This is a genomic window from Streptomyces kronopolitis (assembly GCF_014646275.1).
GTDB lineage: Bacteria > Actinomycetota > Actinomycetes > Streptomycetales > Streptomycetaceae > Streptomyces > Streptomyces kronopolitis.
Window position 1 is genome coordinate 129526 of sequence record NZ_BMND01000012.1, and the last position, 15310, is coordinate 144835.

Below are 15310 nucleotides of genomic sequence, written 5' to 3' on the forward strand. Positions count from 1 at the left end.
CGGGGCGGATCCGAGAAGCGCCAGCAGCTCGGATAGTTACGGGTGACACGCTACGGGTCACCACTGACAACGGCCGACCGGCGGACGGCCGACCCGCAGACGGCCGGACGACGGCCCGACGGAGGGCCAACCCCCGTAGTTGCCGTGTCGAGCGAACGAAGTGCCCCTGCCCGGGAAACCTCGGCTTTGAGCTGAGGGGCGAGGACCGACGCCACCAGGCCCCGTCCCGCGCCTCCCTCGACCTCCCCCATGATCGCTGAGCGTGTGGGAATGGACACATGCAGCCAGCGAGAGCCGATCTTGGGCTCGACGGTCCCTGCTGGTCAGGAAGTTGAGGGGGCGTAAGAACAGCGGCGCGGACCGTATCTGCGGGCGGCGGGCCGGTGTGCGTGGAATCTCGTTGTCAGTGTCTGCCCCTAGCATGGCTCATATGTCCCCAACTCCTTCTGCCCACACCGACGTCCCCGTTCCCGCCGCTGAGGCCAACGAATCGATTCGTCAATTCGTCCGCGCCCGGCGAGGATTGGCGTGGTCGGCGCAGGACATGGCGGAGTATGCGGTGCTGCTGGAGGTCTGGACGTTGGCGGTGCGCGCGGAGATGACGCAGGTCGTCGAGGCCGCGTAGCCCTGACGGCCGTCCGGGGGCGGTACGCGATCGACGGCCGGGTCGGTAGCGGCATCGATGACGAGCCCCGGAGCCGGATCGGTGACTATCGCCGTCGCCTCAGGGATCTCCGTTCGGGTGAAGGGGCGGCTGCGGCGCCGCGTTAGCCGAGCGTTAGTGGAGCGGCAGCCACCGGCATCAAGCTGAGACATGCTCCGTGCACCGAAGCGGAGCGAACGCCGACGACCATCGGCGCAGCCAATGCCGAAGCCAGCGCGGCGACGACTCCGCGATTCCACCGGAATGCGGAGCCGCAGCGTGCACACAAAGGGGATTCTCATGTCCTGGCACAAGGACCCCGAGACCGACGTCGACTCCACCGGCACCGCCACGCCCGCCACAGCCGGCCTCGGCACCGGCTCGGCCCCCGCGTTCCGCCGTGGGCGCACGCTCGTCGCCGCGTCGCTGATCGCCGTCGCCGCGTTCTCCTTGACCGCCTGCGGCACCGGCCAGGACGCCCACAAGCCGAGCACCAAGGTCTCGACAAGCCCCGACCCCGTGGACGCGTCCAAGGAGGCGGCGTCGCTCGGCGACACCGCGGCCAAGGAGGACGCGGCAATGGGCCAGAAGACCCGGGAGCCCGCGAAGGGCGGCGGGGGAAGCGCCAAGGCGAGCGGCGGCAAGGCCGACGGTGGCAGCTCCACGTCCGGCGCCGCCAAGGGAGCCGGTTCCGACGCGGGCTCCGATGCGGGTTCCAGCGCTGCGGCCGGTTCCGGATCGGCGCCTCGGAGCAAGGCCGCGAACGGCACTTGGACCGGCGTCCTCGCGTACCTGGCGCCCGGCAAACTGACCGTGACGCCGGAGTCCGGCACCGAGCAGGCGTTCTTCGTGGGCTCGGGGACCAAGACCCTCGGCGCGGCCACGATCTGCGCGTCCAACGACAACGTGACCATGGACAGCAGCGGCTACGGCACCTCCCCGTGCACCACGGCGCAGCTGGAGACGGCAGCCAAGATGGGCTTCGTCGAGGTCCGGGTCACCGTCGAGGACGGCGTCGCGACTCGGATCGCCGAGCACTACCACCCATGAGCGCCGGGCAGGCACGCCCTCCCGACGCACCCGGCCGCCCTTCGACCCCGGGTGCCTGCCCCGGGCTATCCGCCACCCCCGGATACCCGAATCACGACGTCCGATTTCCGCCAGCCGAGCAGCGCCCGCACCCGCAGACTTGAAGCGTGAGAGCACCACACACACCACCGAGGCCCCCGCAGTCCCAGAAGCCCACTGCCGCTGGTCAGCCGATGACCTCACCCCTCCTCCCTCCGGCGGAGGCGGCCGCATACGGCCCACTTCCCTCCCCCGCCCCGCACACCGACGCCGAACTCGCCGCCCTGCTGGACCTCACGGCCTCCTCCCGGCCCCGCATCTCCACCGTGGTGGTCGGGCACAGCCGGGATGACGCGTCGCGTACGGCCGCCGCGGCCTTCATCGAGGGGTGGCGGGCGCAAGGCAGGCCGCCGGTCCTGGCCGTGGTCGACTGGCCGGAGTCCGCCGCCTCCTGGCTACGGGCGGCCGGCCGCTTCGCCGCCGGGGACCCCGATGCCTGGGTGGTGGCCGCCGCCCCGCTCGGCTGGGCACAGATGAGCCGCCGGCTGCGCCACAGCACCGACTGGGACCCGGCCCGTACCTACGGTTTCGCGGCGCTCGGCGACTCGCGCCTCCCCGCCCTCGCCGGCCCCGGCACGCTCCAGGGCCTGCGCGGCGCCGACGTGGAAGGCGGCATCTGGTCGATCGACCGCGGCTGGGTCGTCCATCTGTCACCACCACTGGTCCCTCGGGCGACGAGGCCCTGTCGTGGCACGCTGTAAGCAGTCAGCGATGAGGCAGGAGCACATGAGCACCCCACTTCCCGGCTTCGAGAACATCGAGGGCCCCGGGGGCACCGACGGCGCCGACAGGACTGGCAGGGCTGACAGGACCGAGGGCGCCGAGCACGGCAACGGCCACGGATCCCGCGCGCCCCATGCCTCCCAGGGGCCTCGTCAGCCTGGCGCCGCCGCCGGTGCACCCCGCCGGGAAATCGCGCCCGGCGCCATCCATCTCCCCGGCTGGCTGCCCCTGGCGCGGCAGCGCGAGCTCGTCACCGCCTGCCGCGGCTGGGCCCAGGGCCCGGCTCCGATCCGTCATACCAAGCTCCCGCGCGGCGGCGTGATGTCCGTCCAGACCGTGTGCATCGGCTGGCACTGGCAGCCGTACTCGTACACCCGCACCGCCGACGACGTGAACGGCGCGCGGGTGGCCGCGTTCCCTGACTGGATGGTCGAGTTGGGCCGTCACGCACTCGCCGCGGCCTACCAGGACGCCACCGCCGGCCACGGCTACACACCGGACACCGCGCTGATCAACTTCTATGACGGCCAGGCCAAACTCGGCATGCACCAGGACAAGGAAGAACGCTCCCCCGCGCCGGTCGTCTCCCTCAGCATCGGCGACACCTGCGTCTTCCGATTCGGCAACACCGAGACACGCACCAAGCCCTACACCGACGTCGAGCTGGCCTCCGGCGATCTCTTCGTCTTCGGCGGCCCGTCCCGCTTCGCGTACCACGGCGTGACCAAGGTCCGACCGGGCACCGGCGACCCGGCCTGCGGCCTGACCAGCGGACGTCTCAACATCACGATGCGGGTGACCGGGCTCGACGGATAGGGGCGTCAGCCGTGGTGCGGTGAAGGGAACCGGCCAGCGCCCCCACCGGTGGCACCCACTGGTGGGGGCCGTGTCCCCCTCCCCCCGGCGGGAGACACGTCCTCCGGAGACCACCCCACATCGCCGGACGCACGCGGCACACTGGACACATGTGCCGCAGCATTAAGACGCTCCGTCCACCCGCCACCCCCGAGGTCACCGACGAGGACATCCGGGCGGCGGCCTTGCAGTACGTCCGCAAGGTCTCCGGCTTCCGCGCCCCCGCCGCCCACAACCGCGAGGTGTTCGACCAAGCCGTCGACGCCGTGACAGCCGCGACCCAAGAACTCCTCGACGGCCTCCAGATCCGCGGCTCCGCCCCCGCCCGCCGCGGTCCACACGCGGAGACCCATTAGGGCCGGCCCGGCCTCGTCACGGCCGAGCAGCACCTGAACCGGCAGGTGATCGCTCGAATACTGCCCGTGCGCGAACTACTCATTACCCATGACGTGCCGACACCACAGCCATCCGGGCAGTTGGCCAAAGGACGGCCCGCCGCCATCCGACTGGCTTCCCTCCCCGTTCTTCCTGCCGCTCGCTAGCGGTCGCCCGCCGGCCCGCTCCAGTCCGCATGCCGAATACGGGAGATCTCGCGCACCCCGGCGACCGTGGCCCACTCGTCCTTCCCCAGTCGTGACAGCGGGTTCAGCCGGGAGATCTCGGGGTGCCCGTCGACGAGCACGTCCTGGGACACCGCCGCATGCAGCACGCGTCCGAACACCACGGTGCCATCGCCAATCCGCAGCGTGCTGTGCACCTCGCACTCCAGCGCCACCGGCGAGGCCGCCACCCGCAGCGGCTTGACCCGCAGACTCGGCTCGGACGCGATGCCGGCCGCCTCGAACTCGCTCACCCCGTGCGGAAAGTCGGTCCCGGTGTCATTGATCTGCTCGAAGAGCCCCTCCGGCGCCAGGTTCACCACGAACTGCCCGGTCGCCTCGACGTTGCGCAGCGTGTCCTTGCGTCCCACGGAGCTGAACTGCACCACGGGCGGCGCGACACTGGCGATCGTGAAAAAGGAGTGCGGGGCGAGGTTGTGCGTCCCGTCCGCCGACGTGGTGGACACCCAGGCAATCGGCCGCGGCACCACGGTGGCGGTCAGCAGCCGGTAGAACTCATTGCGGGACATCTCAGCAGGATCAAAATCAGTGCGCATGCTGATCAGTATCCAGCAGGCGGCCACGGACCCCATAGCGGATCCACGGCATCACCAACCCTGAGCTCGACAGAGAGTGCCCGGCATCGGAGCCACCGAGCACCAGGAGCCGACACCGTACCCACAGCAGCCCCCACCGTCCGGGAGGACTCCCCCACCATCTGGGAGGAATTCGAGGTCCCCGCCCCTGCCCGCGGCGGCCAAGTCACCCTCAACCTCCATGACCACCTCGCGGCATACGCACCCAAACGCCCCGGCGCCTAGACCTCGACCGGCTTGTCCGCCAGCCCCGGGATCTCGAAGATCTCATCGACATCGTCGAGTACGACAAGCGGCCGGTCACCGGCGCAACCGGCGGCCGCATGAACCACATCAACGACAGCGACCGTCACATAGCCCGCATGATGTGCGTGATGGTGCTCAAACGCTCCGAGGACACTGCCCGCCGCGTCGCCCATCAGCATCTCTCCGCCACCCAAAACGGAGTCGCCCAGGGCCGCATCGCCAACGGCTGGGTCCACAAGGGCGAGCACATGGGACAGCTTGTCCCGGACGAGACCGACGTCGTCGTCCGGATCTTCCAGGACTTCATATCGGGGAAATTGGACTACAGCATCGCCCAGGACCTTCAACGCCGAAGGAAATCAAGCCTCCACCGTCCATCAGTATCTGGTCTGCGCCCTGTCAGGCCCTGCTCCGTGCGAGCCCGCGGGCGCGGACGTACGGCAACGGTGCCGGCAGCGCGCTGCGGTCCTCGCGCCAGGCGGCAAGGAGATATGCGGCAAGTCGGCCTTCGAGAAGGGTGGTGGCACCGATTCCGAAGGCAACATCGGGTTCCAGATCCGGCTCGTCCTTCAGCAGACCGTCGACCACTTCTGTGCGGACGACCTGTTCATGCACGGCATCGGCTTCGACGTGCTCGTCGTAGAACCTCTCCGCAGCGGAGCCGGCACCCGTGCGGCGCATGGCTTCCGCGAGACGTCGTGAGCCTGGCGGCGAGGTCACTTCGACCGTGGCGAAGTGACCGATCAGAGCCCCGCGCAAGGACCGGTGCAGCCCCAGCAGGGACATGAGATTGACGACAGCTAGCGTTTCGGCCGGCGCCAGGTCGAGGTAGTGACCGTAGGCGGTTTCCAATGCGAGGTCTGCCATGAGATCGGCGAAGAGCTGGGCATGGATGTCCTCGGCGCGTCCGGCACCGAACTCGTCGAATTCGATAGCGGCCATCCCGGCCTTGGGGCGCCCCCGCAGTCGGGGCAGGACCCAGGCGTGCGGGTCGGCTTCCTTGAGGTGGTACAGCGAGCGGAGGGCAGCGTACTCCCTCAGCTGCCACAGCCGGCCTTCGCGTTTGAGGTAGTGGCTGACGTTGCTGCCGTCGTCGGCGGCGGGCTCTGTGAGCAGGCCCGCCATCGCCTCCTGCGCACCGAGCGCCGGGACGTCGTAACGGAGTGCCGTGAGGAACGCCTCCTCCAGGTGGCGTCGCGCCGACAGCGGTGCAGGAGCCCATTCGCGGTCGTCGTCCACGCCCTCGAATCCCTGATAGTGCAGTTCGTACAGCACGTACAGGGCGAGCTGGAGATCTGCCCCATACGGAGCCTCGCACCGGACTTCCTCCCGCGTCGGCAACGGCCCCTCCCCCGCCCGGAGCCACGAGATCACCGAGTCGGACAGATCGCCGCGCGCCCGCGGAAGCTGCGGTCGGCCGGACCGGGCGGCTTCGACTCTCGCCTTCATCGCCGGTCTCCTCAGCTTGACCGGCCAGCTGCCGGGCAGCCGACACCGTCTGCGGGGTCTGAGGGCTTCGAACGATTGCGGTGGCTGGTGTCGCACCAGGGGTAGCTGCGACTACGCCGGCACATGCAGATCGCGACAGTGAAACGGCGGGAAACAGCTACCGCACCGTCGTCACCCACCACTTCCACCGGCCCCTCCACCAGGAGCGGGCCGTTTCGGACGAGGGTGACGCGGCGTGGCCGCTCAGAAGTTCTCGGCACGGATGATCACCAATTCCTCTGTGTCCTGGACCTCGTCCAGCAGGCCCTGCCACCGCAGCCAGGCCCGCCGGGAGCGCATGACCGGGCCGAACGGTATAACCGCGCGGTCGCTCACCGATGCCCGCAGCCCCGCCGAGGTCAGCCGCTCCAAGGTGTCCTCGGTGCCGCACAGGCCGGAATGGACCATGAGCAGCACACCCCCAGGGCGCAACGCGCGGGGCGCGACGTCACAGATGCGATCGACGAGCAGTCGCCCGTCGCGCCCCGCGTCCCAGGCACGTGCCGGACCGCGGGGCATCCGGGTGCCGGGGGCAGGGACGTAAGGCGGATTACTGACGAGCACGTCGAAGGAGCGGCCGCGGACCGCCGCCGTCAGATCGCTGCGGCACACAGTGAGCCGCTGCCTCGCAAGCCACGCATTGACCCGCGTGGTCAGCACCGCCTGCCAGCAGATGTCGACCGCGGTGACCCGGGCGCCACGCCGTGCCGCTCCCACCGCGAGAGCCCCGCTACCAGACCCCAGGTCCAGAAGTTCAGTCCCCGCACCCACACCCTCGCGGTACAGGGCGCGCAACAAGAGCCGCGTGTCCTCTTGCGGCCGATAGACACCGGGCAACGTCATCCGCGTATACGGCCGGGTGAGCGAGATCGTTCCCATGCTCATCGACACCTCCGGCCCGAAAGGCGAGAGTGCTCTCCCGGGCACTCGTGCATCCGTATGTCCAGCGTGCTGGAAGTCCCGTGCACCGACCACCCGAGCGGGGGCGCCATGACCATGACCTTGTCGAGCGCCAAGCAGTACCGCGGGCTCTTCTCCGGACCCCGCGCACCATCGGCGCCTCTCACCTCCTCATGGGCGTTCGGTGGCTGCCGTGCCGGCCCCGACGGTACTGCCGCGGATCGAGGATCCTCAGCACATGGCTCCCGCCGACGCGCGCGACCTCACGAAGGTGTTCCTGCTTCGGCTCGAGGCGCTGGAGGAAATGACCCACGAGTACCAGTACGTACGCAACACCCTCATCGAGATAAACCTGACCCTGGTGCGCTACGTCGCCCGCCGCTTCTCCGGCCGCCTGGAGTCCGCCGAGGACATGTTGCGGGTCGGCACGATCGGTCTGATCAAGGCCATCGACCGCTACGGCACCCCGCGCGGCGTGGAGTTCAGCACGCTCGCCATCTTTTACATCCAGGGTGAGATCAAAGCGAATGGCTCCCGGCTCGTGCGCGATGATGCCCGACGACTGGCTCGGCTCATGACCTACCGGTGGGCAGGTCGATGTCCGAAGAGGTGTCGCTTGTGACGGTGTCCGTCACCGTCGGGTCGGCCACCCCGAGGAGAGCTGCCGTCCTGCCGTGCCGCCGTTCCCAGATCGTTCCTCGTGTCCGGGTGGTCGACGCGGCCCTCGTTCTCCGTGCTGCCTGCAGCGGCTGCATCGTGGCGCTCCCCCTTGAGCGCGCGGCGCATTGCGTGCTTCTTGCGCGTGGTTCGGCGCATGCCACCGAGCAGCAGACTCAGCCCGAGCATGGCCACCGCGCCGATGATGGCACCCAAGAGGAACAACATGCCGGTGGATCCGGTCATGTGGAATCCGAAAACCTTGAACGCTGCCGTCAGCTCGTGTGCGCTACCGAGGTTGGTCACAACGGCGGCGACGCCGACGACTACCGCAGCGATCAAGAGGATGACTCCGAGAATCACAATCATGACGAGCTCCTGATAATCACCCGAAAGCCCTGCTCTCAGGCTGCACCCATCCGCTCGCAGGCACCACCGGGCGCCTTCGTCAGCACCTTGCGCGCGACGCGAGAGCTTCAGGTTCGGATCACCAGCAGAAGAACGAGAGCGCGCACCGCTCCTCCCCTCCGGAGCGCTATGGCCCTAGGCAGACTGGAGAGGGGGGACCGGCACCAAGGGAGCCGCTCCCTCGTGTGCTGCCGTTCACCAGCGGTCGACGTCGGCGGTGTCGTCTGACGAGGGCGGTGGCGGGCCCGGCTCTTCCGGCGGCCGCGAGGTGGACGAGCTGATGGTGGATGTGCCGGCCGCCGTACACACCAGTCCGTGGAGCCGGCGGCGTGCACGGGGTTCCAAACCGGCCGCGGTCAGGTGGTGGATGCTCTGCGTGACCAGCCGGGCGATCTTCGTCTCGACCGCGGACCGGGCACCAGTGACGACGAGTACGTGCCGTACCTCGGCGAGGTCTGCGGGCGTCAGCTCGGCGGAGCCGACACAGCCGTCCAGCACGGCCACGGATGCCTTGTCGTCGTTGGCCACGGCGCGTGTGCGGGCGACGGCGACGAGCGTGGTCAGCTTGCCTTCCCGGATGTCGTCGCCCGAGGGCTTTCCGGTCTGCCCGGGGTCACCGAAGACGCCGTGGAGATCGTCGCGCAGCTGAAAGGCGACTCCGGCGCTGCGGCCGGCCGCGCGCAGCGCCCGGGTGGCGGTTTCGTCGGCGCCGGCCAGGGCGGCGCCGAGCGCGAGGGGCCGCTCCACCGAATACAAGCCGCTCTTCAGGTAGGCGATGCGGATCGCCTCGGACAGGGACGTCGCTCCGGTGGCTTGAGCGCGCAGGTCGAGGTATTGGCCTGCGGCCATCTCGGTCCGCATAGCGGTCCAGATGTCTTGGACCCGGCGGCCGACCTCTGGTGGCAGTTCGAGGTGGGCGACGGTGTCGTCCGCCCAGGCCAGCGCGAGGTCACCCCCCAGGAGGGCTGCAGCGGCGCCCAGAGGCTCGCTCGCTCCCGGCCGACGAGCGTCGGCGTACTGGTGGGTGATGTCGGCATGCAGGGTGGGTCTGCCGCGTCGTAGTCGGGAGGCGTCCATCAGGTCGTCGTGCACGAGTGCGCAGGTCTGGATGAGTTCGAGTGCGGCAGCGATGCGCAGAGCGCGGTGGACCTGATCGTGGTCTTGGCCTCCCCCGCAGGCCCGCAAGGCCCACCACAGGAACTGTGACCGCAGGCGTTTGCCGCCGTCGAGCGTGAATCGGGCGATGCGCTCGGCGACATCACGTCCGAAGACCTCGTCCAGGGCGGAGGCTGAAGCCGTTCTGTCACGCAAGATGTCACCGAGCACGGAACCGACGGCAGCCGGCACGTCCCGGTCGACGGATGCTGCTCCTCGCCACGTGATCTGGCGGCGGTACCTGGGGCCGCGGGCACGGGCGGGGCCCGGAGGGTCCGGCTGCTGCTGGCCCCGGGGAAAAGCCGGGGAATGATGGGTGCGGGAGGGATGCTCTGCCCCCGTGTGGTGCATTCCCTCTCCTCTGTGATGTCGCATTCGGCGGTGGTGGCAGCGATGAAGCGCCGTGCTCTCAGTCGATCACGGTGGGCACTTTCCGGCATGCGGACGTTCTGACGAAGGGCCCACGTCACGGTGCGCCGGACCTGTGGCCTGTGAGCCTGCTACTTCGAGGAGCGGAGGCGTCCGTTGGGGTTGTCGTCGGCCCTGTGCCCGTCGGGCCCCCGGGGAGTGGGGGTGGGCACAGGGCCGCCGGCCGGTGAGGGTGGCCGGGACAGGGCACAGAACGGATCGCACCCGCCTAAGAGTCCCGCGCTCGGGCCGCAGTGTGTGGGCGCCACACCCGTATGTCAGGCAGTTGGGGCAGCAATGCCGCCCATGCCGGTGTCGTTTGACGGAGACCGGGCGAACGGAGAAGGCCGTGGGTCAGTTGCTGTCGGCGTGGGGGCGGATGGTGAAGACCTGGTCGAGTCCGACGACGGTGAGGATGCGCATGGTGTTGGGGGGAACGGCCACCAGGGCGATGTCGGCGCCGGCGGCGAGGGCTTGCTGGCGGGCGGCAAGGAGGACGGTGATGCCGGTGGAGTCGCAGAATTCCAGGCCGGACAGGTCTATCACCAGGCATTGCCCGGGTTTCAGGGCGAGGTGTGCGGTCTGTTGCCGCAGCGCGGGTGCCTGGTCGTAGTCGAGTGCGCCGGCCACGTGCAGGACGGGCCCGGTGGCGGCGTCGCGACGGGTGATCTTCAGGAGGCTCATCCTGGGCGATTCGTCGCGGGGCGGGTGGGGGGATGGGTGGGAACGCCGAGGGCGAGCAGCGCGGTGTCGTCGTCCAGGCCGTCTCCGAAGCTCTCCAGCAGTCCGCTCAGCGCGGTAATCAGTTCCTGGGCGGTGGCGGGGGCCTGGCAGGCGGCGAAGGTGCGTAGGGCGTCCTCTCCGAAGAGGCTGTCGCGGGCGGGTCCGGTGCGGGCTTCGGTGAGCCCGTCGGTGTAGAGCAGGAGCGTGTCGCCGGGGGCCAGGGTGGTTTCGGCGGTGGCGAACGGCGCGGTGGGCAGGATGCCGACGAGGAGCCCCCCGGGGGTGGGGAGGAATTCGGCGGTGCCGTCGGCGCGCAGGACGAGGGCCGAGGGGTGTCCGCCCGAGGCGAGGCGGACGGTCACGTGGCCGCCTGGTTGGGGTTCGAGCTGGCCGAAGATGACGGTGCAGTAGCGGGGGTCGCCGCCGTTGGTGAAGCGTTCGTGCAGGACGGTGTTCAGCGTGGTCAGGGCGGCGATGGGCTCGGGGGCGTGGTGGGCGGCGGAGCGCAGGGTGTAGCGGCTCAGTGAGGTAAGGGAAGCGGCCTGCGGCCCTTTGCCGCACACGTCGCCGAGGAAGAACGCCCACCGGTCTTCGTCCAGGGGGAACAGGTCGTAGAAGTCGCCGCCGAGTTGGTAGGGAGAGGCCGTGTGGTAGTACCCGGCCGCCTCCAGGCCGGGCAGTGCGGGCAGGGCGTCGGGCAGGAGGGACTTCTGCAGCACGGCGAGCGCGTCGGCCAGCCGTCCCCGGTCCGCCTCGGCCTGTTGCCGGGCCTGCTCCGCTTCCATGCGCGCTTGTTCGGCCTCGGCGCGGGCCTGTTCGGCTTCCTGGCGACGGCGCAGGAGTTCCTGCTCGTATGCGCGGCGGTCGGAGGCGTCGAAGACGGTGGTGCGGATCAGAAGCGGCTCGCCTCCGCTGGTGTATTTGACGACGGAGGAGACCAGGACGGGCAGCCGGCCGCCGCCGGCGGTCTTCATCTCCAGTGCGATGCCGCGCAGTTCGCCCTGCATCTGCAAAAGGGGCGCGAAGTGCGTCTCGTGATACAGCTTCCCGCCGATGCTGAGCAGGTCGGTGAAGCGCACCCGGCCCACCACGGCCGCGCACTCCAGGCCGAGCCAGCTAAGAAGCGTGGCGTTGACCTTGGCGATGGTGCCGTCCATCAGCGTGGAGAGATAGCCGCAGGGCGCCGACTCGTACAGTTCCTCGGCGCTGTCCTCCAGCAGCGCGGTGAACGCTGCAGTGGTGCCCGCCTCGTCACCGGTTCCGGTCGGCTCCGGTTCCTCGTCGACCCGGCTCATCAACGCTGCGCACCCAGGAAGTCGAGGAGGGCCTGGGCGGTGGCTTCGGGGGCGCTCAGCTGCGGGCAGTGGCCGGTCGCGTCCAGGGTGACCAGGCGGGACGAGGGGATCGCTGCGTGCACGTAGGCGCCGACCTCGCGCGGCGCGATGGCGTCCTGGGAGCACTCCAGCACCAGCGTCGGCACACTCACCTTCTTCAGGTCCTCGCGGCTGTCGGTCAGGAAGGTGGTGCGGGCGAAGACGCGTGCGATGTCGGGGTCGGTGGCGCAGAAGCTGTTGGTCAGCTCCTGCCCCAGCTCCGGTCGCTCCGGATTCCCCATGATCACCGGGGCCATCGCGGAGGACCAGCCCAGATAGTTCGACTCCAAGGAGGCCAGCAGCTCGTCGATGTCCTCGGCGCTGAAGCCGCCGCGGTATCCCTCGTCATCGAGGTAGCACGGCGAGGGAGCCACCATCACCAGCGTCCCGATCCGCTCCGGCGCGGCCTCGGCGGCCAGCACGCCGACCATGGCGCTCACCGAATGCCCGACGAACACCACCTGCTCGTGCCCCAGGGCCTCGCAGACCTCGATCACGTCCTGGGCGTAGCCCTGAAGTGAGGAGTACCGCTCCGGGCTCCAGGCCGTCAGGTCCGAGCTGCCCGATCCGACGTAGTCGAACAGCACCACCCGGTACCGCTCCGCCAGGGCCGGGACGATCAGGCGCCACATGTTCTGGTCGCACCCGAAACCGTGCGCCAGCATCACCACCGGCCCGTCCGCGGAACCGGTGACCGTCACGTTGTTCCTGCGGAGGATGTCCATGCCGGCCATCCTCCCACCCCATCCAGGAATCCCTGACGTGATCGTGCCCACCTAACAGCCTGCTGAGTCAGCAGCGGCCCCGGACTGGCGTCCGACTTGCCACAGGGGCGCCGGCTCGGCAGACGGACGGCCGCGCGGCGTTCTCGCGATCGTGTGGTCGTGTGGTCGTGTCGGGCAATCCCAGGCCGCAGTCCCTGAGTTGGAGGCTGAGGGTGCTGTCCGAACTACCCAGACGCCAGCGTGCGTCCAGATCACATGCATGCTTTGTGTGGGCCGGGGTAGGCGGCGGCGAGACGTCCGCTCCCTACGGTCGTCTGGGAGGGCACCATGATCACCGCCGTGAACGACACCGCTACCCACGAGCGCACCATCGAGGTGGGCACGGAGCTGCCGGCAGTCGAGTGCCCGAGCGCGGTGGCCCCCCGGGACGCGCGGGAGCTGTCGAAGCGGTTCTTCGACCGGCTTCAGGACCTGGACGAGGGCACGCACGAGTACCAGTACGCGCGCAACACCCTCATCGAGATGAACATGTCGATGGTGCGCTACGTCGCCCGCCGCTACCGCAATCGCGGCGACGACATGGAAGACATCATCCAGGTCGGCACCATCGGCCTGATCAAGGCCATCGACCGGTTCGACCTCGCGCGCGAGGTGGAGTTCTCCACCTTCGCCGTCCCGTACATCCTCGGCGAGATCAAGCGGTTCTTCCGCGACACCGGCTGGGCCGTCCACGTGCCCCGCCGCCTCCAGGAGCTGCGCAGCGACTTGGCCAAGGCCAAGGAGCAGCTGCACGTCGAACTCGACCGCGACCCCACCGTCCGCGAGCTCGCCGCCCACCTTGCTCTTTCCGAGGAAGAGGTCATCGAGGGGCTCGTCGCGGCCAACGGCTACAACGCCGGCTCGCTCGACATGCCCACCGACTCCGACTCCTCGGCACAGAGCCGCACGCTTGCCGATGTCATGGGCGAGGATGACCCGGCGATGGAGACCGTCGAGAACCTGAGCACCCTTGCCCCGCTGCTGCACCAGCTCGACGACCGCGAGCGTCAGCTGGTCGAGCTGCGCTTCGGGCAGGAGATGACCCAGTCCCAGATCGGCGCCGAACTCGGCGTCTCCCAGATGCACGTCTCCCGCCTGCTCACCCGCACCCTGACCAAGCTCCGCAAGGGCATGCTCACCGACCACTGAAAATGACCCGGCCCGGGGGCGCTGCAACCGGTGGGACTGGCCCACGCGAAGCCACGACACCCGCCGACCAGCGGTCGCCCCAGGCTGGCCGACAGTCGACGGATCGTGCTCCGGCAGCAGCCCGGATGAGTTGCTGCGGTCGAAGTCCGGACAGCTACCCGGCGGACGCCTTGGCCCGCCTGGCTGTCCTCTGACACGAGATCTTGGCCGTTTGCCGGGAGATTTTGACGACCAGCAGTCCACTGCCACTTGAGCTTGACCGATGGTTCTCCAGCGTACAGGGGAGAGGCGGCGTGTTGACTGAACCAACATCTTCCTGGGCCCACCCAGCCTCTCCCAGCTCACCGCGCGCACCAGCGAAGCCAGCAAGTAGCCGCCCCTGGGGCTCGGGGTGGACACCTATCGGCGCCCTGCCGCGAGTGCCCGGCCATGTCACTCTCTGGGCACGGCTGAGGGGCGATGAACCTCCGAAACGACTGCGGTCCCGGCCACGGTCCGGTCCTCGTGCATGGTGATCTGCTGGCCGGGTTGAACGTGCGTCCAATGGGAGGGGGTGAGGGGCACGAGGCGAACCGTGGCCTGCCCGCCGGGCTCCAGAATGGGCATGCTCTCAACCCAGAGCGCGGCGATGCTGACCGCACGTTCACCGGTGGGCAAGAGGTGTCCGATGTCCCACATGGGGCGCAGAACCCCGGTGCCGGAGATTGATGTCGTGCGTCGGCCCTCGCCAGCAGGGCGGAGCTTCAGATCTGCTCGGATCACGCCGTTGTGGATCTCGGAGCACCGCCAATGGCACCAGGCCGTGCTCCGCTCCAGTCGGAGTTGCTCAGCCGCTTCGGCGAGCTTCTCCCAAAACGCCAGAGGGATCGAGCGACCGTCCCCGAGTTCCTCCAGCAGACCCAGAGCGATCTCCCACTCGTCATGGGCGAGGTAGTCCCAGACGTCTCGCACCGTGATGTCGTTCTCGGTGGCGGTCTCTTCCGGGACCAGTAGGGAGGCTGATTCGAGCAGCTCAGGGACGTCCATGCGCTCATTGTCGACCATATGCAGGAGCGTGCTGGCGCGCGTCCACTCGTAGTTCAGAGAAAGTGGGTCAGATGTCGTTTCGGTCGGACATCCCGTTGGGGCCCTTCCTGGTCCGAGACCACCAGCAGGGCCGTACAACTGAACGCAGGGGGAAGACCATGATCAATCTGCTGCTGCTCGGCGTCGTGCTGCTCGCCGTCGGCGGGTGTGCATGCGTGCTGTGGGCGGAGCGCGGCGGACCCCGCTGGGTCCGCCGCGTGGCGACCGTGACGCTCGCCGCGAGCGAGCTGGTGCGTCGCTCCGAGAAACGCCGACGCCGACGCGAGCGCCGGAGCATGACGCGGACCACCAACGGTCGTGACTAGAAACGGTCAAGATCGCCTGGCAATCGGTCAAGATCACTTGTCAGAGGACAGCGGCCGACCGCGCCGGGAGATCGACCTCCCGGTTCATTTCCTCCAAGCACAGT

General features: G+C 69.2%; 19 protein-coding genes. 8 read left to right on the forward strand and 11 right to left on the reverse strand.

Features of this window, described 5'->3' with window-relative positions:
• Window positions 1-430 precede the first annotated feature (430 nt).
• The 5 genes from IEY78_RS15855 (at window position 431) to IEY78_RS15875 (ending at window position 3705) form a co-directional block, all read left to right on the forward strand.
• Window positions 431-625 (forward strand): hypothetical protein, encoded by a 195-nt coding sequence (locus IEY78_RS15855; RefSeq protein ID WP_189098678.1) that lies wholly within the window; start codon window positions 431-433, stop codon window positions 623-625.
• Between the two features lie 318 nt (window positions 626-943).
• Entirely contained in the window at window positions 944-1693 is a 750-nt protein-coding gene (locus IEY78_RS15860) for a hypothetical protein (RefSeq protein WP_189098680.1), read from the forward strand.
• Between the two features lie 212 nt (window positions 1694-1905).
• Entirely contained in the window at window positions 1906-2472 is a 567-nt protein-coding gene (locus IEY78_RS15865; protein WP_189098682.1) for a hypothetical protein, read from the forward strand.
• Window positions 2473-2497: 25 nt separating this feature from the next.
• The gene (locus IEY78_RS15870; protein ID WP_308426905.1) at window positions 2498-3310 is read left to right on the forward strand and encodes an alpha-ketoglutarate-dependent dioxygenase AlkB family protein; all 813 of its coding nucleotides are present in this window, start codon (window positions 2498-2500) and stop codon (window positions 3308-3310) included.
• A 149-nt stretch (window positions 3311-3459) separates the two neighbouring features.
• Complete coding sequence (locus IEY78_RS15875) at window positions 3460-3705, forward strand: DUF2277 domain-containing protein (protein ID WP_189098684.1); 246 nt, start codon at window positions 3460-3462, stop codon at window positions 3703-3705.
• Between the two features lie 182 nt (window positions 3706-3887).
• Here the strand turns inward: IEY78_RS15875 and IEY78_RS15880 are convergent, their stop codons facing one another.
• From IEY78_RS15880 to IEY78_RS15900, 5 genes are all read right to left on the reverse strand, one after another.
• Window positions 3888-4505: a flavin reductase family protein gene (locus tag IEY78_RS15880; protein ID WP_189098686.1), complete on the reverse strand. Its 618-nt coding sequence runs from the start codon at window positions 4503-4505 to the stop codon at window positions 3888-3890.
• 260 nt (window positions 4506-4765) lie between these two features.
• The gene (locus tag IEY78_RS15885) at window positions 4766-5137 is read right to left on the reverse strand and encodes a hypothetical protein (protein ID WP_189098688.1); all 372 of its coding nucleotides are present in this window, start codon (window positions 5135-5137) and stop codon (window positions 4766-4768) included.
• A gap of 52 nt (window positions 5138-5189) precedes the next feature.
• Window positions 5190-6239, reverse strand: coding sequence for an iron-containing redox enzyme family protein (locus IEY78_RS15890; protein WP_189098690.1), 1050 nt, complete (start codon window positions 6237-6239; stop codon window positions 5190-5192).
• Between the two features lie 11 nt (window positions 6240-6250).
• A complete protein-coding gene (locus IEY78_RS15895; RefSeq protein ID WP_189098711.1) occupies window positions 6251-6499 on the reverse strand; it encodes a CDGSH iron-sulfur domain-containing protein in 249 nt (82 codons plus the stop codon).
• Window positions 6483-7163 carry a HemK2/MTQ2 family protein methyltransferase gene (locus tag IEY78_RS15900; RefSeq protein WP_373294165.1) on the reverse strand — a complete coding sequence of 227 codons (681 nt, stop codon included), beginning with the start codon at window positions 7161-7163 and terminating at the stop codon, window positions 6483-6485. Before IEY78_RS15900 ends, IEY78_RS15895 begins: the two co-directional genes overlap by 17 nt.
• Window positions 7164-7416: 253 nt before the next feature.
• Here IEY78_RS15900 and IEY78_RS15905 point away from each other — a divergent pair, with 253 nt between their 5' ends.
• On the forward strand, window positions 7417-7800 hold the full coding sequence (locus IEY78_RS15905) for a sigma factor (protein WP_189098712.1): 384 nt from the start codon (window positions 7417-7419) through the stop codon (window positions 7798-7800).
• Here IEY78_RS15905 and IEY78_RS15910 read toward each other — a convergent pair.
• The 5 genes from IEY78_RS15910 to IEY78_RS15930 all read right to left on the reverse strand — a co-directional run bounded on the left by IEY78_RS15910 (window position 7758) and on the right by IEY78_RS15930 (window position 12627).
• Entirely contained in the window at window positions 7758-8204 is a 447-nt protein-coding gene (locus IEY78_RS15910; RefSeq protein ID WP_189098714.1) for a hypothetical protein, read from the reverse strand. The genes IEY78_RS15905 and IEY78_RS15910 overlap by 43 nt on opposite strands.
• 234 nt (window positions 8205-8438) lie before the next feature.
• Window positions 8439-9554, reverse strand: a complete 1116-nt coding sequence (locus IEY78_RS15915; protein WP_229699977.1) for a polyprenyl synthetase family protein — start codon at window positions 9552-9554, stop codon at window positions 8439-8441.
• Window positions 9555-10160: 606 nt separating this feature from the next.
• Complete coding sequence (locus tag IEY78_RS15920; protein WP_189098718.1) at window positions 10161-10490, reverse strand: STAS domain-containing protein; 330 nt, start codon at window positions 10488-10490, stop codon at window positions 10161-10163.
• Window positions 10487-11824 (reverse strand): PP2C family protein-serine/threonine phosphatase, encoded by a 1338-nt coding sequence (locus IEY78_RS15925; protein WP_189098720.1) that lies wholly within the window; start codon window positions 11822-11824, stop codon window positions 10487-10489. Before IEY78_RS15925 ends, IEY78_RS15920 begins: the two co-directional genes overlap by 4 nt.
• On the reverse strand, window positions 11824-12627 hold the full coding sequence (locus IEY78_RS15930) for an alpha/beta fold hydrolase (protein WP_189098722.1): 804 nt from the start codon (window positions 12625-12627) through the stop codon (window positions 11824-11826). Before IEY78_RS15930 ends, IEY78_RS15925 begins: the two co-directional genes overlap by 1 nt.
• 327 nt (window positions 12628-12954) lie before the next feature.
• Between IEY78_RS15930 and IEY78_RS15935 the strand changes: the two genes are divergently transcribed.
• Window positions 12955-13815, forward strand: coding sequence for an RNA polymerase sigma factor SigF (locus IEY78_RS15935; protein WP_189098724.1), 861 nt, complete (start codon window positions 12955-12957; stop codon window positions 13813-13815).
• Between the two features lie 432 nt (window positions 13816-14247).
• Here the strand turns inward: IEY78_RS15935 and IEY78_RS15940 are convergent, their stop codons facing one another.
• Entirely contained in the window at window positions 14248-14859 is a 612-nt protein-coding gene (locus IEY78_RS15940) for a hypothetical protein (RefSeq protein ID WP_229699978.1), read from the reverse strand.
• 53 nt (window positions 14860-14912) lie between these two features.
• Here IEY78_RS15940 and IEY78_RS15945 point away from each other — a divergent pair, with 53 nt between their 5' ends.
• Window positions 14913-15206 carry a hypothetical protein gene (locus IEY78_RS15945; RefSeq protein ID WP_373294166.1) on the forward strand — a complete coding sequence of 98 codons (294 nt, stop codon included), beginning with the start codon at window positions 14913-14915 and terminating at the stop codon, window positions 15204-15206.
• Window positions 15207-15310 lie beyond the last annotated feature (104 nt).